This is a genomic window from Pseudomonas sp. S2_H10 (assembly GCF_054668285.1).
This window is the reverse complement of record NZ_CP162754.1, coordinates 2,791,400-2,812,822: the sequence shown is the minus strand read 5'-3', so window position 1 is coordinate 2,812,822 and position 21,423 is coordinate 2,791,400. Positions and strand designations below refer to the sequence as shown.

Genomic DNA, 21,423 nt, shown 5'->3' with positions numbered 1-21,423 from the left:
CCATGTTCAATGACCTCAGTCGCCTCGGTAAATACCTCGGCCAGGCCGCGCGCCTGATGGTCGGCATGCCCGACTACGACAACTACGTCGAGCATATGCAGACCAAGCACCCGGACAAACCGGTGATGAGCTACGAGATGTTCTTCCGCGAACGTCAGGAAGCCCGTTACGGTGGCAAGGGTGGGCCTAAGTGCTGTTGAAACACACCACTTAGGCATCACCTCTGTAGGAGCCGGCTTGCTGGCGATAGCGATCTTCGGGACGCCATCGCCAGCAAGCCGGCTCCTACAGTCTTTTCTGCGCCCAGGAGACCTTATTTTGTCAGTCCCTATACCTGTCACAATCCTCAGCGGCTTCCTCGGCGCTGGTAAAACCACCCTGTTGCGCCACCTGCTCAAAGCCGAGCACGGCCTGAAAATCGCCGTGATCGAGAACGAATTCAGCGATGCCGGCATCGACACCCAGTTGTTGGGCGATGAGCCGGTGCAAGTGATGACACTGTCCAACGGCTGCGTCTGCTGCACCATCCATACGGACCTGACCAAGGCGCTTTACCTGTTGCTCGAACGCCTGGACCAGGGCGATATCGCCTTCGACCGTCTGGTGATCGAGTGCACTGGCCTGGCCGACCCGGCGCCCGTGGCGCAAACCTTTTTCATCGACGAAGAATTGCGCGAGCGCTACATCCTCGACGGCATCATCACCCTGGTGGATGCGGCCCACGCCGACCTGCACCTGACCCAGACCATCGCCCAGGCGCAAATCGGTTTTGCCGATCGCTTGCTGGTGAGCAAGCGCGATCTGGTGGACGAACCGACCTTCACCGCGTTGAGCGAGCGCCTGACCCGCATCAACCGTCGTGCCCCGATCCGCGTGGTCGACCACGGCAAGATCGATCTGGCCGAGTTGCTCGACGTGCGCGGTTTCAATCTCAATGCCGACCTCGGTGGCGGTGTGAGTTTGCGACCTGTCAGCCAGGCACCCTCCATCGACCGCATTTCCAGCCTGGTGCTGCGCACTGATAAACCGCTGGATATCGACAAGCTCAGCGAGTTCATGAATGAGCTCCTGGAGGAGCATGGCAAGCAGTTGCTGCGCTACAAGGGCGTGTTGAGCATTCTCGGCGAACCGCGGCGCATGGTGTTTCAGGGTGTGCTGAAGCTTTATGGATTCGACTGGGACACCGAGTGGGCGGACGATGAAAGCCGCGAAAGCGTGATCGTGTTCATTGCCGATGATTTGCCGGAAGAAAAGATCCGCGAGGGGTTCGCGCGGGTGGCGGCGGATTGAAGTTTTGTGGCGTCCTAGCCGGCAGCACAGTGTTCACGGGTTGTATTGAGCAGTGTCTGTTCCAGATGATCCATATGCCGGTTCATCAACATCACCGCTGTCGCTGCGTTTCCACTTTCAACCGCGTCGACAATCTCCATGTGCACTTGCCCCGCGCAATAATCCTTCTGCTGCAGACCAAGCTGCGCAATCGCCAACGAAGTCAGCGGTACCAGGCTCTCAAGAAAGTGCGCTAGCGGTGTGTTCCGCGCCATTTTTGCCAACTGCAAATGGAACGCTCCCGACAAACGAATCGCCGGGCCTCGCTCGGCGCATAGACGCTCGTTGTCGAGCAGCGCCCGCAGTTGCTTCAAGTCTTGCGCGCGAGGTCGCTGACACGCCAGCCGCACCAGCATGACCTCGGCCAGCCGCCGGGCATGCAGTGCCTGCCGGACCTGCTCGGCATCCAGTTCGGCGACACGCGGACGATGGTTGGCGCGAAGGAGGATGATGTGCTGATGGGACAGTCGCGTCAGCACATCACGCACGTCGCTGCGGCGGGCACCGAACATTTGCGCCAGGCTTTCTTCCGTAAAGCGACTGGCCGAATGGATGCGCTGTTCGAAAATGGCATCGAGGACCCGCGAATACAGATCATCCACCGACGGGCGGACGGGCAGGGTGGCGAGCGTTTGTGGCGAGGCGATGCTGTTCATGGCCAATCTCCAGTTCGAAGAGGTTCAACTGCCGAAGTTGTCTTCCGGGATGTTCAGTTCGATGCCCATGCGCTGGCCTTCGCGCAAAATGTGCCGACGCATCTCGGCGCTGGCCTGGGCGCTGTTCTTGCTGCGGATCGCCCGAACCACCGCTTCGTTTTCGTCCAGGCGTTCAGCCAGATGCTCCGGGGAATTGCGCAACACTTGGGCGCTCTGTTTGAGCGCATTGCTGGTTTGTTGCACCACGCTCTGGAAGATCGGGTTGGATGTCAGCGTGAACAGCTCTTCGTGGAACGCGATGTAGGCGTTTATGCCAGCCTCACTGTCATTGGCCTCCAGGGCTTCGCGCATGTCCATCAGGGTCAGGCGCAATTGCCCGATTTCCTTGCTGCTGATGGACTGCGCCACCAGACCGACGATAAACGGCTCAAGGGTGTAGCGCAGTTGCAGCACGTCTTCCAGGCTCGCGGCGGCCACCGCGTTGTCATGCGCCTGGCTGTCGGCGGGGTTGGCTTCGAGCACCACCACACCTTTGCCCGGCATCGAGCGCACCAGACCGAGGGTTTCCAGGACGATCACCGCTTCGCGCAGGCTCGGACGACTGATGCCCAATTGTTCGGCCAGTTCGCGTTGCCCCGGCAGCATTTCGCCGGAGCGCCACTGACCACGGGCCAGTGCGGCCCGAAGTTTTTCCACGACTGAATTTACAACGGTCGATGTGGTAATCACTGTTCGCTCCATGAGCCTCTGTAACCTTTGTTGGCCGTGCCTGCCCGGGGGCAGGCACGGCGGTGATTCAAAATTCCTGCTGATGCGCCGGGGTCACCGGTTTTCGCGGCTGGAAGGTATAACCCACCTGGCCGGACAGTACCTTGTTCGCCCGTTGCACATCGATGTCCTTTTCCCAGCGTGCGATGGCCACCGTGGCGACGCAGTTGCCGATCAGGTTGGTCAGCGCCCGGCCAATGCCCATGAACCAGTCCACGGCCAGTACCAGCACCAGGCCCACCACCGGGATCGCCGGAATCGCCGTCAGGGTCGCCGCCAGGATTACCAGTGCGGAACCTGGAATGCCATGCGCGCCTTTTGAGGTGATCAACGATACCAACAGGATCGTCAGCAGGTCGGTCATGGCCAGTGGCGTGCCGGTGGCATTGGCGATGAATACAATGGCCAGGGTCAGGTAGATCGAGAAGCCGTCGAGGTTGAACGAGTAGCCCGTCGGGATCACCAGGCCGACCGTCGAACTGCCGATGCCCAGATGTTCAAGCTTGCGCATGATTTGTGGCAGCACGGCGTCGGACGAAGCGGTGCCCATGACGATGAGCAGTTCTTCGCGCAGGTACTTGAGCAACGGCCACATCTTCAAGCCGGAGAGGCGCATGACCAGGCCGAGAATCAGGGTAACGAAGGCTATACAGGTCAGGTAGAACAAGCCGACCAGGCTGCCCAGGTGTTGCAGCGAATCCAGGCCATATTTGCTGGTAGTGAAGGCGATCGCGCCGAACACACCGATCGGCGCCAGGCGCACGATCATGCCCATGATGCGGAAGATCACGTGGCTCAGCTCATTGATCAGCCGCGAAATACCCGACGCCGCTTCGCCCACCAGGTTCAGTGCACTGCCGAACAGCACCGAAAACAGCAGGACCTGCAGGATATTGTTGTCGGCAAATGCGCCGATGACCGAGGTCGGAATCAAATCCATCAGGAACTGCGTGGTGGTGTGCATGTGCTGGCCGCGCTGGGCGATATCGCCCATGTCGGCGGCGGAAAGCTGCTCAAGATGAATATTCGCACCGCTGCCGATGCCGGTACTGAAGGCGAACACCAGGCCGATCACCAGGGCGATGGTGGTCAGGATTTCAAAGTAGATCACCGATTTCAGGCCGATGCGCCCGACCTTCTTCAGGTCGCCGGCGCCACTGATGCCGCTGACCACCACGCAGAACACAATCAGGCCAATGAGCATTTTGATCAGCTTGATAAAACCGTCACCGAGCGGTTTGAGCTGAGCGGAGTATTCGGGGAGGGTCAGCCCGCAGACGATGCCGAGCACCAGTCCGAGAACCACTTGGAGGAAGATTGAACGCGAGCACCATCTGAGCATGGGAGGAATCCTGGTCGGTGTCCTGGCTGCCGTGCGCGAGGCGCATCGACTTCAGGACTTAATTATTGTGGTCTTACCGGTATGTCCAGTGCAGGTGGAGTCTAGGCGCTATTTTTGGCGGATCGCAAGTGGAAATTGCATAATTGGCATGACCGGTCTTACCAGTTGGGTTGGATACCCCAACCTTTAGCCTTTTGGGAGGCTGGATTTTTTTTCCCGGGCAGAAAAAACCGGCCATCGCTGACCGGTTTTTTAAGCTCATGCTCTCACAGAGCATTCAATCGACGATCTTATCGCGAGACGTTGCGATTGATGATTTTCAGGTCGAAGAAGACAAGTTTGCCGCGTCGTTCTTTGTCGGTGAGAATCGGAAAGTTTGGGGACTCGCCATAGATCAGTACCTCTCGACGCTGTGGACCGGTATGAAGGCGGATGTTGTTGACTTCGCCTGGCAGGTCGTCCAGTTTTGCACTATCACCCTGGCTGTTGATGATGCGAAAGTAAGTAGGGTCATCACCTTCAAAAACCGACAGGTTACGCTGTTCGCCTTCCATACTTGCAGTGTTTTTGAAGTTTCCGTCACGATCTTCAATCTTGATAGTGTAGACGTCGTCGTGGTAGGCGAAAAGAAACGTTTCTGGGGCAACGTCCTCCGCGTAACTCAGAAGAACGTCTCCGTAAATGTCGAGTTTTTTCTCGAGGATAGCCTTCTCACCATCATTGAAGTCGGGGGACTCCAACATTTTCCGAATGACTTTACCTGCTAGTGCAACCGGCTTGTTATCGACGAATAGTTGAGCGGTGAACGATTGGTTATCCATGTTTTGCATGACGCTTATCTCTTCCTTGATTGGGAGATTAATATTGTTGCTGTTATAACTTGCGAGGTTTATTGAGCGCAGTGCACCGACAATTGCTTGCGGGCATTTTGTACTTATAACCAAGATGCATCACTGGGGTTGCGCTCAATGATTTTTAGCTTGAAAACCAGAGGGGTCCCGATGCGGCTTGGATTATCGGTCAGAACCGGGAAGGTGGGTGGTCCGGAATAGGATTTAACTGGCCGACGTTGTGGGCCGGCGTAAAGATAGATTTCGCTGATTGCGTCCGGAATTTCGTCCATTTTTACAACATTGCCGGAGCTGTTAATGATGCGGAAGTAAGTGGGATCATCTCCTTCGAAGATGCTCAAATTACGAGTTGCACCTTCCATGCTTGCCGTTGCCTGGAAAAGAGTGTTAACGCCTTTAATTCGGATGGTGTATACATCGTCATGATAGGCGAAGTAGAAAGTTTCGGGTGTTACACCTTCGCTGTAGCTCAGTTCCAGTGGGTCGTGTTTGCGAGCGTTACGATGAAACTCGTGCCAGCCTTCTCCAGTGTCTAGTTCTTCAAGAAGTTTGTTTATAACCTTTCGAGCCGTGGCAATAGGTTTGTTATCGACAAAAAGTTGAGCGGTGAACGATTGAGTTCGATCTATGAACATAATCTCTTCCTTGATATATGAATAACCCTCGTATTTGTGGTGAGCGAGTCGGATTATTCGTTGCTTGTCAGGGGCGAGACTATCATCAAGGTTTAAAATCTGGATTTCTGGTGTGTTACAAGATTTTAAGTTTTATTCGGTGTTGTTGTCTGTGAGGAAGTTACAGTTTTTGGAGTTGTAAGTGACGGGCATAAAAAAAACCGGCACAAGTGCCGGTTTTCTCAACTGTGATTTAGCGGGGCTTATTAAGCGCCGTACACCGGCAGCTTCTTGCAGATAGCCTTGACCTTCTCACGAACGGCATCGATCACCGCTTCGTTGTTCAGGTCGGCCAGGATGTCGCAGATCCAGCCGGCCAGTTCCTTGCACTCTGCTTCCTTGAAGCCGCGAGTGGTCACAGCCGGAGTGCCGAAGCGCAGGCCGGAGGTGACGAACGGGGAGCGTGGGTCGTTTGGCACGGAGTTCTTGTTCACGGTGATGAACGCTTTGCCCAGAGCGGCATCGGCGTCTTTACCGGAGATTTCCTGCTTGATCAGCGACAGCAGGAACAGGTGGTTTTCAGTACCGCCGGAAACCACGTCGAAGCCGCGCTCGATGAACACGCCAGCCATGGCTTTGGCGTTTTTCACCACTTGTTGCTGGTATGCCTTGAACTCAGGCTGCAGCGCTTCCTTGAAGCAGATCGCTTTAGCGGCGATCACGTGCTCCAGCGGGCCGCCCTGGGCGCCCGGGAATACCGCGGAGTTCAGCTTCTTCTCGATGTCGGCGTTGGCGCGAGCCAGGATCAGGCCGCCACGTGGACCGCGCAGGGTCTTGTGGGTGGTGGTGGTCACGACGTCAGCGAAAGGCACCGGGTTCGGGTAGACGCCAGCGGCGACCAGACCGGCCACGTGGGCCATGTCGACGAACAGGTAAGCGCCAACCTTGTCAGCGATTTCACGGAAGCGCGGGAAGTCGAGGATCTGCGAGTAGGCAGAGAAACCGGCCACGATCATTTTTGGCTTGTGCTCAACCGCCAGGCGCTCGACTTCGTCATAGTCGATCAGGCCGTTGGCGTCGATGCCGTACTGGATGGCGTTGTACAGCTTGCCGGAGGACGAAACGCTGGCGCCGTGGGTCAGGTGACCGCCGTGGGCCAGGCTCATGCCCAGGATGGTGTCGCCAGCCGACAGCAGGGCCAGGTAGACGGCGCTGTTGGCTTGCGAGCCGGCGTGCGGCTGAACGTTGGCGTAATCGGCGCCGAACAGTTCTTTTGCACGATCGATTGCAAGCTGCTCGACGACGTCTACGTACTCGCAACCACCGTAGTAGCGCTTGCCCGGGTAGCCTTCGGCGTACTTGTTGGTCAGTACCGAGCCTTGAGCTTCCATCACCGCAGGGCTGGTGTAGTTTTCCGAAGCGATCAGCTCAATGTGCTCTTCCTGGCGCTGAGCTTCTTGCTCCATGGCGGCAAAGAGATCGGCGTCGTACTTGGCAATAGTCAAATCACGGCTGAACATGGCGGTCCTCAAGGATCGGGGGCGGAAAAGGGGGGCATTCTAACCCAATGGGTTTTAGATGGCATATGAAACGGCATCATGTCGCAGACAAGTGGCTTTCATGCGTGGATAAGCGGTGAATGTGCTGGCCTCTTCGCGGGCAAGCCCGCTCCCACAAGGTTCGCAGGTGATCACAAATTTGGGGGGCACCGCAAAAACTGTGGGAGCGGGCTTGCCCGCGAAGGGGGCATCCGCAGCACTGCAAATCTCAGTCGAACATGAACAGCGCATCATTGCTGAACTGCCCTTCGAATCGCCCCGCCGGCATCGGACGCCCGAACAGGTAGCCCTGCACCTCGTCGCAACCGTGCTCGCGCAGGAAGTCCAGCTGTTCATGGGTCTCCACGCCTTCGGCGATCACCGCCAGGTTGAGGCTGTGGGCCATGGCGATGATCGCCCGAGCGATCTGCGCGTCCTGTTCGCCGGATGGCAGGCCATCGACGAAGGTGCGGTCGATCTTCAGGACGTCGATCGGGAACTGCTTGAGGTAGTTGAGCGATGAGTAACCGGTGCCGAAGTCGTCGACGGCAATGCTCAGGCCGAGGTTTTTCAGGCCATCGAGGATCTGCATCGCCTCGCTGACTTCGCGCATCAGGATACTTTCGGTGAGTTCCAGCTCCAGGCACGCCGGCGGCAGGCCGGTTTCCCTGAGGATGGTGGCGATGCGCGTACCGAGCTGGCCGTCGGAGAACTGCCGCGCCGAGATGTTCACCGACACCTTGGGCACGCGGACCCTGGCCTGATGCCAGGCCTTGAGTTGACGGCAGGCTTCGCTGATCACCCAGTCGCCGACATCCACCACCAGGCCGAGCTCTTCGAGCACCGGAATGAAATCCCCGGGTGGCACCAGGCCACGACGCGGGTGGCGCCAGCGCAGCAGGGCTTCGGCGCCGGTCAAACGTTTGCCATCGCCACTGAATTGCGGCTGGTAATACAGGACGAATTCGTTCTGTTCCAGGGCATGGCGCAAGTCGCTTTCCAGTTCCAGCCGCTCCAGGGCGCTGGCGTTCATGTCCGCCTGATAGAACTGGAAGTTGTTCTTGCCGCGCTCCTTGGCGTGGTACATCGCCGTGTCGGCGTTCTTCATCAGCTGGCTGAGCTCGTTGCCGTCCTGCGGGCTCAGGGCGATGCCGATACTGGCCGTGACGAAGAACTCGCGGCCTTCGAGCACGAACGGTTTCACCAGGCTGGCGAGAATCTGTTCGGCCACATGAATCGCCCGGTTCAGGGCGATTTCGCGGTTGGCCCGCGGTTGCAGGAGCAAGGTGAACTCGTCGCCGCCCATGCGTGCCACGGTGTCGTCATCGTCGACGCAACCGAGCAGGCGCGTGGCCATCTCCTTGAGCATGCGGTCGCCGGCGGCGTGGCCCAGGGAGTCGTTGATCGGCTTGAAGCGATCGAGATCGAGGAACATCAGCACCACCCATGACTTCTGCCGTTCGGCCGATTGCAGGGCGGTGTGCAGGCGGTCCTGGAACAGCGTGCGGTTGGGCAGGTGGGTCAGGGCGTCGTAGTAGGCGAGGCGGTGAATCCGCTGCTCGCTGGCCTTGCGCTCGCTGATGTCGCTGAAGAAGCACACGTAACTGGCCAGGTCGCCTTCATCGTCGAGCACGGCGGTGATCCCGACCCAGGCCGGGTAGTGCTCGCCATTGCGGCGCCTGAGCCAGACTTCGCCTTCCCAGGTGCTGTGCTGGCCCAATTGCTTGAGCACATAGCGCAGATGGGCTTCCTGCTGGTCGTCGACGGTCAGCATGTTCGGCAACTGGTCGAGCACCTGCTCCACGGCATAACCGCTGACACGGCTGAAGGCTTCGTTGGCCTGGACGATGTAGCCGGCCGGGTCGGTGATCAGGATCGCCGAGGTCGAATGTTCGAATACCGTGGCGGCCATGCGCAGGTCTTTTTCGGCCCGGCGTTGCTGGCTGATGTCGCGGCCGACGCCTAGCACGCCTTCGAATGTCCCGTGCTCGTCCCAGACCAATACCAGGCGCAGTTCGATCGGGATCTTGCGCCCGTCGGCCCGCAGGCAATCGAACAGGAACAGTTGGGTTTGTACCTGGCTGCGTAACACTGCCAGCTGGTCCGGCTGATCCAGCGCTTTGCTGACGCGGTCCATCAGTTGGTAGATGCCGGTCAGTTGTTGCGGGTTGGCGATGGTCGATTGCCAGCCGTTCTGGAAAATCCACTCGGCGTCGTAGCCCAGCACGGCTTGCACCGAGGGGCTGACGTAGTTGAGGTTAAGGCGGCTGTCCGTGGAAAAGATCACGTCGCTGATGCTCTCGGCGAGCATCCGGTAGCGTTGCTCGCTGTCGCGCAGCGATTCGCTGGCTTCGATCTGGTCGGTGATGTCCTTGGCCACGCCAATGATCCGCGTGACCTGATCGTCCTTGTCCCGCGCCAGTGCCTGCTCGCGAATCTCGAAGCGTCGCCACTGGCCGTCGCGATGGCGGAAGCGCAGCTGGCACTGCATCAACTGGCGATAACCGGCCTGGCGCTGGACCTGGCGGGAGCGGTGGTAATAGTCGGCGTCTTCGGGGTGCAGGAGGATTTCCCAGAAGTATTCGCCCATCTGGTGCAGTTCGGTGCGGTTGTAACCCAGTGTCTGGCCCAGATGGTGGTTGCTGAAAATCATGCGCTGGCTGATCACATCCTGCACATACAGGTGATCCGGCACGGTGCGCACCACGTCCGACCAGAACCCTTCGCGCTCCTGCAAGGACAGTTCGATGAGCTTGCGGCTGGTGATGTCGGTGATGCTCAGGATCACCGCTTTATAGTCGTCCTGGGTTTGCGGCAGGCGCAGCACCAGCCACAGGTGCTGGTCGCGACCGCTGGCATCCTGCAGTTTGATTTCCAGCTCAAGCTGTTGCTGCTGGTTGAGTACCGCGTCGAGCACCTGGTTGCCGATGGCGGTGCCGTCCAGCGGGTTACCGTCGATCAGCAGTTTCCAGGCGTTGTTGGCGTTATCGACATTGAGCAGTTGCAGGGCGACCTGGTTGACCTCGGTGATCCGCAGCTCCTGCAGCAGTTGCCGGCGTTGTTCCGGGATCGCCAGCCACGCTTGCAGTTGTTCGCTGTCCCGCAGGTGTGTCTTGTCGAAGAAAAGCTTGAGCCCGGACATGTCGAGGACACACAAGGCCACACCAGTGCCTTCGAAAATGTCCTGATAACGCCGGCGGCCTTCATTCAATTGGCGCTGACGCCGGCGCATGTTCAGCAAGGCGATGAACGGCAGCATGGAAAACGCCAGGCCCAACACGCATTTGCCAATGAACGCCGGCAGCAGCTCCTCCAGCACGTGTTGCCGGTCGAACAAGCCACGCAGTTGCCAATCGCTGCTGCTCAACGGAACCGTCAGCACGCTGTTGGCGATATCGTCCTCGGTCAGTGTGCCCGGATTGACCGCGGGCTGCGCTTCGTCGCGGCTGATGATCTGATGATTGATGCGGTTTTCCACCAGCCACATCGGACGGCCACCGGCCTCGATTTGCTTGGTCAGGGACGAAAAGAAGGTGGGGGTCAGGCGCAAGGCCCAGTAGCCTCGGGAGCTGCCGCTGGCCTGATGCAACAATAAATGCACCACGGAACCGTCGGTGGCGTTGCTGAAGTAGTGCGCCTGGGAGTGGCTGCGGCGGACCAGTTCACTCAGGTAGTCACTGTCATCGCTGTCGGCAGCGCTGTCACTGATGACTTTTCCCGAGGGGCTGAGCAACGCCAGGCTGCGCAGATCCGGTAGCGACTGTTGCAGCTTGCGCAGCAGGGCCTGCAGTTCATCGGCGCCCTGCGGTTGCTCGACGATCGGCAACAGGTTGAGGGCGATCTGTGCGTTGAGTGCCATGTTCAGGCTGACTTGCCCAGCCAGGTCGGCGGTGTAGTCGATAGTGTACTGGCGCTGGTTTTTCTGGGTTTCGCGCAACTGATCGAGCAACTGCCAGAACAGCAGGGCCAGCAGCAATAACACGAGTGTCGCCAAGGTGCCCTTCAAGGTGCCGCGCAGGGGGGAGCCGGGCGCTGTGGTGGGCGCACTGGAAGTCAGAGGCGGTGGGACATTGGACAAGCTGTAATCCTGCGGTTTGGCTGGACTGGCGCGACGTGCACTATAAGCCGGACGCCCGAAGGGCGGCTAGCATGCCTTGAGTTGTGGCGAAGTGCCAGCCCCAGCCCGTCGGCTGGACTGCCATCTGTCATTCAGGTAGCTTTGCCGGTTACGCGGGAGCGTTCCAGCTCCTAGACTCAGACTTTTTCAGCGTCGCTTCACACGGACGGCGCGCACAGTCTGGCCGGGCAATGCCTGCGCTCCAATCATTCATCAGTCACTGACCCAAGGTTCTCCATGGCTCAATACGTATTCACCATGCATCGGCTGGGCAAAGTTGTTCCGCCGAAGCGGGAAATCCTGAAAAACATTTCTCTGTCCTTCTTCCCAGGTGCCAAGATCGGCGTGCTCGGCCTCAACGGTTCGGGTAAGTCCACGCTGCTGAAAATCATGGCTGGCGTCGACACCGAGTTCGAGGGCGAAGCCCGTCCGATGCCGGAGCTGAACATCGGTTACCTGCCGCAGGAGCCGCAACTGGATCCGACCAAGACCGTGCGTGAAGTGGTCGAGGAAGCGGTCAGCGTGATCAAGAACGCCCAGGCGCGCCTGGACGAGGTCTACGCGGCTTACGCTGAAGAAGACGCCGACTTCGACAAACTGGCTGCCGAACAGGCCAAGCTCGAAGCGATCCTGCAAGCCAGCGACGGTCACAACCTCGATCGTCAACTGGAAGTCGCCGCCGACGCGCTGCGTCTGCCGGCCTGGGACGCCAAGGTCGAATTCCTCTCCGGTGGTGAGAAGCGTCGTGTGGCCCTGTGCCGCCTGCTGCTGTCCGCGCCGGACATGCTGCTGCTCGACGAACCGACCAACCACTTGGACGCCGATTCCGTTGCGTGGCTCGAGCACTTCCTGCACGACTTCCCGGGTACCGTGGTCGCGATCACGCACGACCGTTACTTCCTGGACAACGTAGCCGGCTGGATCCTGGAACTCGACCGTGGCGCGGGTATTCCTTACGAGGGCAACTATTCGGGTTGGCTGGAAGCCAAGTCCGATCGTCTGGCTGCCGAATCCAAGCAGCAGTCGGCCCATGAAAAGGCCATGAAGGAAGAACTGGAGTGGGTGCGCAAAGGCGCCAAGGCCCGCCAGTCCAAATCCAAGGCTCGTCTGCAACGCTTCGAAGAAATGCAGTCGCAGGAATTCCAGAAGCGCAGCGAAACCAACGAGATCTACATCCCGGCCGGTCCGCGCCTGGGCGACAAGGTCATCGAATTCAAGAACGTCACCAAGGGCTATGGCGACCGCGTGCTGATCGACAACCTGTCGTTCTCCATGCCAAAAGGCGCCATCGTCGGCGTGATCGGCGGTAACGGTGCCGGTAAATCGACCCTGTTCCGCATGCTGATGGGCAAGGAAACGCCGGATTCGGGCTCCATCGAAGTCGGCGAAACCGTGCAGTTGGCTTGTGTGGATCAGAGCCGCGAAGACCTGGACGGCAGCAAGACCGTGTTCCAGCAGATCTCCGACGGTTCCGACCAGATTCGCATCGGCAACTACGAGATCCCGTCGCGTACCTACGTCGGTCGCTTCAACTTCAAGGGCGGCGATCAGCAGAAGTTCGTCAAGGACCTGTCCGGTGGTGAGCGCGGTCGCTTGCACCTGGCCCTGACCCTGAAGGAGGGCGGCAACGTCCTGCTGCTCGACGAACCGTCCAACGACCTCGACGTCGAAACCCTGCGTTCCCTGGAAGAAGCCCTGCTGGACTTCCCGGGCGCCGCCATTGTGATCTCTCACGATCGGTGGTTCCTTGACCGCGTCGCGACCCACATCCTGGCGTACGAAGACGACTCGCAAGCGGTGTTCTTCGAAGGCAACTACACCGAGTACGAAGCCGACCGTAAAAAGCGTCTCGGCGAAGCAGCTGCCCAGCCGCATCGTGTGCGCCACAAGAAACTCGCCTGATTTCGGGTGGGTTGCATAAAGAGCGGAGCCTTCGGGCTCCGTTTTTTTGCGTTTTTTTCAGTGAGACCGAGTTGGATTCATCGCTGGCAAGCCAGCTCCCACATGATTTGTGTTGTGCCCGGATTGTGGGAACGCCGGGAAAACTGTGGGAGCCGGCTTGCCAGCGATGGCGGTGTAACTGTTGGTGCATGACTTGAATCTGATCTCCCCATTCAGGTGCAGTAATGTCCAAAAAACTCGGTTAATTTATATCCTGTGCACCATTTAATTTCACAAACGCGACATTCTGCTCTGTTCCTGTGCGCGAGTCGTTTGTTACAGTCCGGCCCAATCTCCTCCAACGACAATAAATTTGCCGAGACTTTTCCATGATCGAATCCGTCGAATCCTTCCTTGCGCGCCTGAAAAAACGCGACCCGGACCAACCCGAATTTCACCAGGCTGTCGAAGAAGTCCTGCGTACCCTGTGGCCGTTTCTTGAAGCCAATCCGCATTACCTGACCTCCGGCATCCTGGAGCGCATCTGCGAGCCGGAGCGGGCGGTGGTGTTTCGCGTGTCGTGGGTCGACGATCAGGGCAAGGTCCAGGTCAATCGCGGTTTCCGCATCCAGATGAACAGCGCCATCGGCCCGTACAAGGGTGGCCTGCGTTTCCACCCGTCGGTGAACATGGGCGTGCTGAAATTCCTCGCCTTCGAACAGACCTTCAAAAACTCCCTGACTTCGCTGCCAATGGGCGGCGGCAAGGGCGGTTCGGACTTCGACCCCAAAGGCAAAAGCGACGCGGAAGTCATGCGCTTCTGCCAGGCCTTCATGAGCGAGTTGTACCGCCACATTGGTGCGGACGTTGACGTGCCGGCCGGGGACATCGGCGTCGGTGCGCGGGAAATCGGCTTCCTGTTCGGCCAGTACAAGCGCCTGAGCAACCAGTTCACCAGCGTGCTGACCGGCAAGGGCCCGAGCTACGGCGGCAGCCTGATTCGTCCGGAGGCCACCGGATTCGGTTGTGTGTACTTCGCCGAGGAAATGCTCAAGCGCCGCGGTCTGGCCGTGGAAGGCAAACGCGTAGCGATCTCCGGCTCCGGCAACGTCGCGCAATACGCCGCGCGCAAGGTCATGGACCTGGGCGGCAAGGTGATTTCGCTGTCCGACTCCGAAGGCACCCTGTATTGCGAAAGCGGTTTGACCGAAGAGCAATGGCTGGCGGTGCTGGAACTGAAGAACGTACAGCGCGGGCGTATCCGTGAACTGGCCGGCCGTTTTGGCCTGGAGTTCCGCGCCGGTGAGTTGCCATGGAGCCTGAGCTGCGACATCGCCCTGCCATGTGCGACGCAAAACGAACTGGATGCCGACGCTGCCCGCACCTTGCTGCGCAACGGCTGCATCTGCGTGGCCGAAGGCGCGAACATGCCGACCACCCTTGAAGCGGTGGACCTGTTCATCGAGGCGGACATCCTGTTTGCGCCGGGCAAGGCGTCCAACGCCGGTGGCGTGGCGGTGAGTGGGCTGGAAATGTCGCAGAACGCCATGCGCCTGGCGTGGACCAGTGGCGAAGTGGACAGCAAGCTGCACGCGATCATGCAGTCGATTCACCACGCGTGCGTGCATTACGGCGAAGAAAACGGCCGGATCAACTACGTCAAGGGTGCGAACATCGCCGGCTTCGTGAAGGTCGCCGATGCCATGCTGGCCCAAGGCGTCGTCTAAGCCGGTTCGATGCGGATCACTTCGATCAGTTGATCCCCGGCGGGGCGCTGCCACAGGACTTCATCGTTGAGTCGTGCGCCGAGCAGCGCCCGGCCCAGCGGTGAACCCCAATTGATCAGGCCGTGGCCCGCATCGGCCTGATCCTCGCCCACCAGTTGTACCCGGCGTTCGGTGTCGTGTTCATCGGCATAGGTCACCCAACTGCCGATCTGCACCTTGTCGGTCGACGTCGCAACGGGTACCACCTGAGCGCTGCCCAGGCGCTGCTTGAAGTAACGTAAATCACGTTCGAGATCGGCCAGGCGCTGCTTGTCGGCCTGCTCGCCCCTTGCCGATTGTTCGGCGTGCAGGCTTTGCAGTTCGGCGAATTTAGCCTGCAACAGGTCCAGGCCTTGCGGCGTGACGTAGTTGGGCTGAGCGCTGACCTGCCGTTCGACGGGCTGATCGGCTTGCGCGGCGGCGTTATCTTCATTGACGAAGGCACGACTCATGGAATTCTCCCGGTATAGGGTTTGGGCCATGGTCGCAGGCATTTGGTTTCACTGGATGTCTGAAAGCGACTTACGGCGAGTGATAGGCCCGGGCGGCGTCCTGATCCTTTTGCTGCTCCCAGGCTTTGTCCCGTTCTTCCAGATGGCTGTTGCGATAATCCCCGCGGTCCTGGTTGTCCCGCATCGCCTGGCACTGGCGAAAGCCATCGCTCCAGCCTTCGGCGTACAGCGGATCCTTCAAGTAGCGTGGGACGTTCTTGCGGAATTCGCCAGTGATCGCCCCGGCGGCTTGCCGGCCGCTGCTGCAACCGTCATCGAAGCCATCGGCGAAGGCGGGCGGATAACCTTTGGCGAGCAAGTCATCGTGGGTTGACTGGCAACCTGCGAGCAGCAACAACACACCCACAACACTTGTATAACGGCGCATTCCTCACTCCCGGGCCATTCGGCGGCCTATGGGTGAAGTCTAGGAGAGGACGAGTGAGGCGATCGTGAAAGAAAGATCAAAGAATTCTTGTAGGAGCCGGCTTGCTGGCGATGGGATCAACGCGGTGTGTCCGAGTAACCACGCTGATGCCATCGCCAGCAAGCCGGCTCCTACAGGCGTGGCGATCAATAGTGGTACCACTTGAGCTCAAGCATCACCTCGTTCTCGGCCGTCGCCAAATGGCTGAACTCGCGCTGGGCGCTCAAGCGCAGGCCGAGATTGCGGGATATTTCCCACTGCTGATTCAGACTCAGGCTACGACGCACTTCACCATTGGTGAAGAAATCGCCCTTGGCTTCCACGCTCAAGTTGCCCAGCGGGTTTTTCCACAGCACGCCCGTGTTGAAGCCCGCCGCTGGCGCCACGAATGCGGCGAAGTCGTTGTTGTGTTCGATACGCACGGTGCCCAGGGCAAAACCGAGCATGTTCTCGCCCAGTTGCCAGGTTCCGCCGCCACCGCCGTTGACGTGGCTGACCAGGGTTTGGTCATCGTGCTTGCCCGGCACCCGCTCAAGGCCACCGGTGACTTGCCATGACAGTGGTTGCAGCAACTCATTGCGCGGGGTCAGGGAGCGGATGGTCGCCAGGTCCAGTTGCTGCACTTGCCAGTCATTGCCTTCGTACTGGCGCAGTTTCAATTGCAGGATTTCGATCTGCGCGCCGAGGGGAAAGCTTTCGTTGTTGTCATTGAGGTCGTGATAAGCCATGCGCAGGCCATATTCGCCAAAGGCTTTATCGCCACGGGTGCCAAGGCCGAGCTGCCAGGTACGGGACTCGTGGCCGTCTTCAGGCAGGCCGGGCTGCGGGATGTTCAGCTCGGGTGCCGGGTTCTGGTTGATTGCCCGCAACAGTTCGAAGCTGCGCTGGGCACGCGCCGGGTCGCGTTCCTGACCGTTGGCGCGGTAGCGCTCCAGGCGATAGGCCGCATCGATGATCAGGGCCTGGCGGTCGCGGGGTTGAGCCTTGAATGCCGGGTCTTGCATTTGATTCTGATCGGCGCTGACTTTCAGCACCCATTGCTGCTCTTCAGGGTTCAACGGCTCGGCGCGACTGAGCAACTCGCGTTCGCGGGACGGACGATACTCGATCGATTCCACCAGCCCGGCCTCCTTCACGGCCTTGACGGTGTCGGTGGGGATGGCCGTGAGCGGGAATTGCCCGGTCAGGCGCAGGCTCGGGCGGGCCACTTGCAGAAGTTCCAGCAAGCGGTAGGAGCAGTTTTCGTCGAAGAAGAAATAGTCGAACTTGATCTGCTTCAACTCCCAGACGTGCTCGACCATGCGCGCGGTTTCTTGCCGGGTCAGGTTCAGCCGGAATTCCCACAGGTCGCGGTTTTCCAGGCTGCGGTATTCCGAGAGTTTTTCCTGATAGGGCACCATTGCGAACAGGCCGGGATAGCCGCCCATCAGGCCTTTCCAGGCATAGAGGATGCTGTTGTCCGAGCCCTCGATGTAGGCGCCGAAGTTGATCGCATAACTGAGCAGCGAAGTGTTGTCGCTCTTCGCCTCGGCCTGGTCGATGCGCAGCAGGGTGTGGCCAAACATCGAGGACGGGCTGTTCAGATAGGCCGCCGGGAAGATCATCACCGCACTGTCCGGCGAGACGTCCTTGAACCATTGTTTGAACTCGGCGCAGGCCGGCGTCGGCAGGCCGGTCAGGCCGAGTTGTTCCTTCAGCCAGCGGGTACGGGCCGGGTAGACGCATTGAGCGTGTGTTTCACCGGCACTGGCCGGGGCGTACAAGGCTTGTACGGTCGCCGCGAGTTCACGGTCCGGATGTTCATTGCCGTCTGCGGCGAGAAAGAATTTCGGGTCGCTGACATAGCTGCGCCAGCCACCGAGCTTGGCGGTTTCGTAATGGCCCAGGGATATCCAGAAAGGGTCGTTGGCCAGTTGCTGCAAACGTTGAGAGTCGATGTGAGGTGCGGCATACAGTGGGGCGCAGGCACACAGCGCCAGCCAGGCAAGGCGTTTGAGCATAGGTGGCAACTTAACTTGAAAAAAATGAAGACCGGCGCGGTTGATGCCTCCCCCTGTAGGAGCTGGCTTGCCAGCGATGGTCTCTAAGGCGCCGCGTTTATCCAGTAGACACGCGTCATCGTTAACGACCATCGCTGGCAAGCCAGCTCCTACAGTACGCAGGCATCACCCAAAAAACAAAACCCGCTTCCCGAAAGAAGCGGGGCAGGTCGAGCTTAAGCTTGAGTTGCGTACTTGGCCAGACGAGGGTCGGCTTTGAGCACGGCCAGGGTATTGGTATGCACGTCTTCGGCAGTCACGTCAGCCTTGCTGAAGATCTGCTGGAAGTGCTCGTGAGTGACGGCGGCGAAGTGCGCACGGTCTTCCGGCGCTACGCCCAGTACCACGGCATAGGTGGTCAGCGCTTCGCCCTGACCCTTGGCCATGTCTTCGGACAGCTCGTTCATCATGCCATTCATGGCAAACCAGGATTTGCCGCCATAGGTCAGCGAAGCATTGGTTGCGCAACCGTTGGTGCCGGAGGTCATGCCGAAGGTCGCGTTGCCGGAAGTGCCGTTGGTGGTGGATGCCAGGAAGTGAGCCGGAGTGCCACGCTGACCTTCGAACAGCATGTTGCCCCAACCGCAATCCGGGCCGCCTGGCGCCTGAGCCATGGCGTTGATGGATACAGCGGTGAAGAGAGTACCAAGAAGAATCCGTTTCATAGCTTTGTTCTCTTTATGTGCGTACCAATAGACAAGGGAGTCTGGCCCGTTCCGGTGCCAGTGGGCCGGGCAATAGTCCGGCCGCGCAGTTTGGAGTTTAGGCACGATCGCGGGGTTCCGTGATTTTTTGCAAAACATTCATGTCAAACGGCGGAGAAGGCCCGGCCCGCCTGGGGTTGGCAGATTGACTATGCTCAGGCCTGCGGCGCTCCTTGCCAGTCGGGCATGGGCAGCGCCAGAATGCTGCCATCTGCCCCGCCTGATTGTAAGGAAGCCCGATGCCTGATCCTGTTGCTGCCAGCTTGCGTCTAGCGCCCGAAGCGCTGACCCGTCCGTTTTCCGCTGAACAGTTCAGCTTCTCTACCACCAATGATCTGGAGCCCTTTCGCGGTGTGCTTGGCCAGGAACGTGCGGTCGAAGCCTTGCAGTTCGGTGTGGCCATGCCACGCCCCGGTTACAACGTATTTGTCATGGGCGAGCCCGGCACCGGCCGGTTCTCGTTCGTCAAACGCTACCTCAAGGCCGAAGGCAAGCGCCTGCAGACCCCGGCGGACTGGGTCTACGTCAACAATTTCGATGAGCCTCGCGAGCCACGCGCGCTGGAACTGCCGTCGGGTACCGCCGGTGCCTTCATCGGTGACATCAACGGCTTGATCGACAACCTGCTGGCGACGTTTCCGGCAGTCTTCGAGCATCCGTCCTACCAGCAGAAGAAAAGCAGCATCGACCGCGCCTTCAACCAACGCTACGACAAGGCCCTGGACGTGATCGAGCGCCTGGCGCTGGAGAAGGACGTCGCGCTCTACCGCGACGCCAGCAATATCGCCTTCACCCCGATGGGCGACGGCAAGGCGCTGGACGAAGCTGAATTCGCCCAGTTGCCGGAAGCCGAGCGCGAACGCTTTCACGAGGACATTTCGGCACTCGAGGAGCGCTTGAACGAAGAACTCGCCAGCCTGCCGCAATGGAAGCGCGAGTCGAGCAACCAGCTGCGTCATCTGAACGAAGAAACCATCACCCTGGCCTTGCAGCCATTGTTGTCGCCATTGTCGGAGAAGTACGCCGAGAACGCCGCGGTGTGCGGTTATCTGCAAGCCATGCAGGTGTACTTGCTCAAGACCGTGGTCGAGCAGTTGGTGGACGACAGCAAGACCGACGCTGTCGCCCGCAAGTTGCTGGAAGAACAGTACGCGCCGAGCCTGGTGGTCGGTCACTCGGCCAGCGGCGGTGCGCCGGTGGTGTTCGAGCCGCACCCGACCTACGAAAACCTCTTCGGTCGTATCGAATACAGCACCGACCAGGGCGCGCTGTACACCACCTACCGCCAACTGCGGCCGGGTGCCCTGCACCGGGCCAACGGTGGTTTCCTGATCCTTGAAGCGGACAAGATGCTCAGCGAGCCATTCGTGTGGGACGCACTCAAACGCGCCCTGCAATCGCGCAAGCTGAAAATGGAATCGCCGCTGGGCGAGATGGGCCGTCTGGCCACCGTGACCCTGACACCGCAACACATTCCGTTGCAGGTCAAAGTCGTCATCATCGGTGCCCGCCAGCTGTATTACACGCTGCAGGACCTCGATCCGGACTTCCAGGAGATGTTCCGCGTCCTGGTGGATTTCGACGAAGACATCCCGATGGTCGACGAGAGCCTGGAGCAGTTCGCCCAGTTGCTCAAGACCCGTACTTCCGAAGAAGGCATGGCGCCGCTGACCGCCGATGCGGTGGCGCGCCTGGCGACCTACAGTGCCCGTCTGGCCGAGCATCAGGGGCGCTTGTCGGCGCGTATCGGTGACTTGTTCCAACTGGTCAGCGAGGCGGACTTCATCCGCCATCTGGCCGCTGATGAAATGACCGACGCCGGGCACATCGAGCGTGCGCTCAAGGCCAAGGCCACGCGGACCGGCCGGGTTTCGGCGCGGATTCTCGACGACATGCTGGCCGGGATCATCCTGATCGACACCGATGGCGCCGCGGTCGGCAAGTGCAACGGCTTGACCGTGCTGGAGGTCGGCGATTCGGCTTTCGGTGTGCCGGCGCGGATTTCCGCCACGGTGTACCCCGGTGGCAGCGGAATCGTCGACATCGAGCGCGAGGTCAACCTCGGCCAGCCGATCCACTCCAAAGGCGTGATGATCCTTACCGGTTATCTGGGCAGCCGCTACGCCCAGGAGTTCCCGCTGGCGATTTCCGCGAGCATCGCCCTGGAGCAATCCTACGGTTATGTCGATGGCGACAGTGCTTCCTTGGGCGAGGCCTGCACGCTGATCTCGGCCTTGTCGAAAACCCCGCTCAAGCAGTGCTTTGCCATCACCGGTTCGATCAACCAGTTCGGCGAAGTGCAGGCGGTCGGCGGAGTCAACGAGAAGATCGAGGGCTTCTTCCGTCTGTGCGAGGCCCGCGGTTTGACTGGCGAGCAGGGGGCGATCATCCCTCAAGCCAACGTCGCCACGCTGATGCTCGACGAGAAGGTGTTGGCGGCGGTGCGCGCGGGGCAGTTTCATGTCTACGCGGTTCGCCAGGCCGATGAAGCCTTGAGCCTGTTGGTCGGTGAACCGGCCGGCGAGCCGGACGAGAATGGCGAGTTCCCTGAAGGCAGCGTGAACGCGCGGGTCGTGGAGCGCCTGCGGGTTATCGCGGAAATGATCAGCGAAGAGGATCTGAAAGAAGCCGAGAAGGAGTTGGCGCAAGAGGCACTGGCGGAAACCAAGCCGGCTTGACACATCGTTGATTTGAAACCGTGCAATCCTTGTGGGAGCGAATTCGCTCCCACATTTTTTTGTAGCGAACGTCGAAAAGCGTCGTCGAAATGACGTCAATATTCACACTATGACCATTCGGCGCCTTTCGGTCTCACCCGGCTTACAGGCCATACTTTTCTTCTATTCTCAGCTCAGGGATATCGACAGTAATCACAGGATCGAAACAGCCTTCACATGGGG

At 59.6% G+C, this 21,423-nt stretch carries 16 protein-coding genes; 5 read left to right on the top strand and 11 right to left on the bottom strand.

Translation table 11 applies throughout. The annotated features are described in order from the left end of the window. Window positions 1–2: 2 nt before the first annotated feature. Together AB4O16_RS12485 and yjiA are read left to right on the top strand one after the other, a co-directional pair. A complete protein-coding gene (locus tag AB4O16_RS12485) occupies window positions 3–200 on the top strand; it encodes a YbdD/YjiX family protein (protein ID WP_007895266.1) in 198 nt (65 codons plus the stop codon). 118 nt (window positions 201–318) lie between these two features. Then, window positions 319–1,290 (top strand): GTPase, encoded by a 972-nt coding sequence (gene yjiA, locus AB4O16_RS12480; protein ID WP_160385678.1) that lies wholly within the window; start codon window positions 319–321, stop codon window positions 1,288–1,290. Between the two features lie 14 nt (window positions 1,291–1,304). On the opposite strand, the gene AB4O16_RS12475 is transcribed toward yjiA, so the two are convergent. The 7 genes from AB4O16_RS12475 to AB4O16_RS12445 all read right to left on the bottom strand — a co-directional run bounded on the left by AB4O16_RS12475 (window position 1,305) and on the right by AB4O16_RS12445 (window position 11,176). Further along, window positions 1,305–1,985, bottom strand: a complete 681-nt coding sequence (locus AB4O16_RS12475) for a GntR family transcriptional regulator (RefSeq protein ID WP_460157819.1) — start codon at window positions 1,983–1,985, stop codon at window positions 1,305–1,307. Window positions 1,986–2,009: 24 nt separating this feature from the next. After that, window positions 2,010–2,714, bottom strand: coding sequence for a FadR/GntR family transcriptional regulator (locus tag AB4O16_RS12470; RefSeq protein ID WP_460157818.1), 705 nt, complete (start codon window positions 2,712–2,714; stop codon window positions 2,010–2,012). A gap of 67 nt (window positions 2,715–2,781) precedes the next feature. Beyond that, on the bottom strand, window positions 2,782–4,095 hold the full coding sequence (locus tag AB4O16_RS12465) for a C4-dicarboxylate transporter DctA (RefSeq protein WP_460157817.1): 1,314 nt from the start codon (window positions 4,093–4,095) through the stop codon (window positions 2,782–2,784). A 290-nt stretch (window positions 4,096–4,385) separates the two neighbouring features. Beyond that, window positions 4,386–4,925 carry a hypothetical protein gene (locus AB4O16_RS12460; RefSeq protein ID WP_160385674.1) on the bottom strand — a complete coding sequence of 180 codons (540 nt, stop codon included), beginning with the start codon at window positions 4,923–4,925 and terminating at the stop codon, window positions 4,386–4,388. 104 nt (window positions 4,926–5,029) lie between these two features. Further along, window positions 5,030–5,581 carry a hypothetical protein gene (locus tag AB4O16_RS12455; RefSeq protein ID WP_178120510.1) on the bottom strand — a complete coding sequence of 184 codons (552 nt, stop codon included), beginning with the start codon at window positions 5,579–5,581 and terminating at the stop codon, window positions 5,030–5,032. Between the two features lie 245 nt (window positions 5,582–5,826). After that, a complete protein-coding gene (glyA, locus tag AB4O16_RS12450; RefSeq protein ID WP_077185842.1) occupies window positions 5,827–7,080 on the bottom strand; it encodes a serine hydroxymethyltransferase in 1,254 nt (417 codons plus the stop codon). A gap of 247 nt (window positions 7,081–7,327) precedes the next feature. Next, complete coding sequence (locus AB4O16_RS12445; protein ID WP_460157816.1) at window positions 7,328–11,176, bottom strand: sensor domain-containing protein; 3,849 nt, start codon at window positions 11,174–11,176, stop codon at window positions 7,328–7,330. Between the two features lie 276 nt (window positions 11,177–11,452). Between AB4O16_RS12445 and ettA the strand changes: the two genes are divergently transcribed. Together ettA and gdhA are read left to right on the top strand one after the other, a co-directional pair. After that, window positions 11,453–13,117, top strand: a complete 1,665-nt coding sequence (gene ettA / locus AB4O16_RS12440; RefSeq protein ID WP_075948376.1) for an energy-dependent translational throttle protein EttA — start codon at window positions 11,453–11,455, stop codon at window positions 13,115–13,117. 368 nt (window positions 13,118–13,485) lie between these two features. Then, on the top strand, window positions 13,486–14,823 hold the full coding sequence (gene gdhA, locus AB4O16_RS12435; RefSeq protein WP_460157815.1) for an NADP-specific glutamate dehydrogenase: 1,338 nt from the start codon (window positions 13,486–13,488) through the stop codon (window positions 14,821–14,823). Here the strand turns inward: gdhA and AB4O16_RS12430 are convergent. The 4 genes from AB4O16_RS12430 to AB4O16_RS12415 all read right to left on the bottom strand — a co-directional run bounded on the left by AB4O16_RS12430 (window position 14,820) and on the right by AB4O16_RS12415 (window position 18,484). Next, window positions 14,820–15,314 (bottom strand): GreA/GreB family elongation factor, encoded by a 495-nt coding sequence (locus AB4O16_RS12430; protein WP_160385671.1) that lies wholly within the window; start codon window positions 15,312–15,314, stop codon window positions 14,820–14,822. The two genes, gdhA and AB4O16_RS12430, sit on opposite strands and share 4 nt — an antisense overlap. Before the next feature lie 70 nt (window positions 15,315–15,384). Next, window positions 15,385–15,741 carry a hypothetical protein gene (locus tag AB4O16_RS12425; RefSeq protein WP_160385670.1) on the bottom strand — a complete coding sequence of 119 codons (357 nt, stop codon included), beginning with the start codon at window positions 15,739–15,741 and terminating at the stop codon, window positions 15,385–15,387. 185 nt (window positions 15,742–15,926) lie between these two features. Further along, complete coding sequence (locus AB4O16_RS12420; protein WP_460157814.1) at window positions 15,927–17,780, bottom strand: Lnb N-terminal periplasmic domain-containing protein; 1,854 nt, start codon at window positions 17,778–17,780, stop codon at window positions 15,927–15,929. Between the two features lie 215 nt (window positions 17,781–17,995). Beyond that, a complete protein-coding gene (locus AB4O16_RS12415) occupies window positions 17,996–18,484 on the bottom strand; it encodes a DUF3015 domain-containing protein (RefSeq protein WP_007970900.1) in 489 nt (162 codons plus the stop codon). 278 nt (window positions 18,485–18,762) lie between these two features. Here AB4O16_RS12415 and AB4O16_RS12410 point away from each other — a divergent pair, with 278 nt between their 5' ends. Beyond that, window positions 18,763–21,201, top strand: coding sequence for a Lon protease family protein (locus tag AB4O16_RS12410; RefSeq protein WP_160385667.1), 2,439 nt, complete (start codon window positions 18,763–18,765; stop codon window positions 21,199–21,201). Window positions 21,202–21,423 lie beyond the last annotated feature (222 nt).

What these genes read in the sequence shown, in the direction of transcription:
- AB4O16_RS12485 (WP_007895266.1), top strand. Translation starts at nt 3, where the DNA reads ATGTTCAATGACCTCAGTCGCCTCGGTAAATACCTCGGCCAGGCCGCG.
- AB4O16_RS12475 (WP_460157819.1), bottom strand. Translation starts at nt 1,985, where the DNA reads ATGAACAGCATCGCCTCGCCACAAACGCTCGCCACCCTGCCCGTCCGC.
- AB4O16_RS12465 (WP_460157817.1), bottom strand. Translation starts at nt 4,095, where the DNA reads ATGCTCAGATGGTGCTCGCGTTCAATCTTCCTCCAAGTGGTTCTCGGA.
- AB4O16_RS12460 (WP_160385674.1), bottom strand. Translation starts at nt 4,925, where the DNA reads ATGCAAAACATGGATAACCAATCGTTCACCGCTCAACTATTCGTCGAT.
- AB4O16_RS12455 (WP_178120510.1), bottom strand. Translation starts at nt 5,581, where the DNA reads ATGTTCATAGATCGAACTCAATCGTTCACCGCTCAACTTTTTGTCGAT.
- glyA (WP_077185842.1), bottom strand. Translation starts at nt 7,080, where the DNA reads ATGTTCAGCCGTGATTTGACTATTGCCAAGTACGACGCCGATCTCTTT.
- ettA (WP_075948376.1), top strand. Translation starts at nt 11,453, where the DNA reads ATGGCTCAATACGTATTCACCATGCATCGGCTGGGCAAAGTTGTTCCG.
- gdhA (WP_460157815.1), top strand. Translation starts at nt 13,486, where the DNA reads ATGATCGAATCCGTCGAATCCTTCCTTGCGCGCCTGAAAAAACGCGAC.
- AB4O16_RS12430 (WP_160385671.1), bottom strand. Translation starts at nt 15,314, where the DNA reads ATGAGTCGTGCCTTCGTCAATGAAGATAACGCCGCCGCGCAAGCCGAT.
- AB4O16_RS12425 (WP_160385670.1), bottom strand. Translation starts at nt 15,741, where the DNA reads ATGCGCCGTTATACAAGTGTTGTGGGTGTGTTGTTGCTGCTCGCAGGT.
- AB4O16_RS12420 (WP_460157814.1), bottom strand. Translation starts at nt 17,780, where the DNA reads ATGCTCAAACGCCTTGCCTGGCTGGCGCTGTGTGCCTGCGCCCCACTG.
- AB4O16_RS12415 (WP_007970900.1), bottom strand. Translation starts at nt 18,484, where the DNA reads ATGAAACGGATTCTTCTTGGTACTCTCTTCACCGCTGTATCCATCAAC.
- AB4O16_RS12410 (WP_160385667.1), top strand. Translation starts at nt 18,763, where the DNA reads ATGCCTGATCCTGTTGCTGCCAGCTTGCGTCTAGCGCCCGAAGCGCTG.